The organism is Streptomyces sp. BR123, assembly GCF_013401435.1.
Taxonomy (GTDB): domain Bacteria; phylum Actinomycetota; class Actinomycetes; order Streptomycetales; family Streptomycetaceae; genus Streptomyces.
On the sequence record NZ_JACBGN010000646.1, the window covers coordinates 1 to 852 of the forward strand.

Below are 852 nucleotides of genomic sequence, written 5' to 3' on the forward strand. Positions count from 1 at the left end.
GTGCGGGACCGGGCGAGGCGGGCGGCGGCGGTGCTGCGGCCGCGTCTGCCGCGCGGGGTGCGCGGGCGGCGGCGGGCCGTGCGGGCGGTGATGGCGGCCTGCGTGCTGGCACTGCTGCCGTCGGCGTGGACGCACGCGGTGGCCGCGGACCGGCTGCACAGCACGGCCGACACACCGCCCGCCAAGGTGGCGGTGGTGTTCGGGGCGGGGCTGTGGAACGGCCGGCCGACTCCGTATCTGGCCCGCCGGCTCGACGCGGCCGTGGAGCTCTACCGCAGCGGCAAGGTCAAGGTCGTCCTCGTGACCGGGGACAACAGCCGCACCGAGTACGACGAGCCGGGCGCGATGCGGACGTACCTCACCGGGCACGGGGTGCCGGACGCGCGCATCGTCAGCGACTACGCAGGGTTCGACACATGGGACTCGTGCGTCAGGGCCCGGGAGATATTCGGGGTCGAGCGGGCGGTGCTGATCAGCCAGGGCTTCCACATACGCCGGGCCGTCGCCCTGTGCCAGGCGGCGGGCGTGGAGTCGTACGGGGTCGGCGTCGACGACGAGCACGACGCGACCTGGTACTACGGCGGCACCCGCGAGGTGTTCGCGGCGGGCAAGGCGGCCCTCGACGCGGCCTTCAGGCCGGAGCCGCACTTCCTCGGGCCGAAGGAGGAGGGGGTGCCCCGGGCTCTGGGCGCCGCTCCGCGAGACTGACGCGGCGCTCCCGGGCGGGCCCGCCGTCCGCGGTCACCGCCGCGGAACCGCACCGGGCAGCCGCCGGCCGGTCGGGCGCGACGACAACGGGTGGGAAGCGGGCGCCCGGCCGAGGACGCGGGTGCGCGGCGGGGGGCTGGGCGC

At 77.0% G+C, this 852-nt stretch carries 1 protein-coding gene; it reads left to right on the forward strand.

Annotation, left to right across the window (positions count from 1 at the left end; all coding sequences use genetic code 11):
- Entirely contained in the window at positions 1 to 708 is a 708-nt protein-coding gene (locus tag HYE82_RS36850) for a vancomycin high temperature exclusion protein (RefSeq protein ID WP_179178574.1), read from the forward strand.
- Positions 709 to 852: the final 144 nt, after the last annotated feature.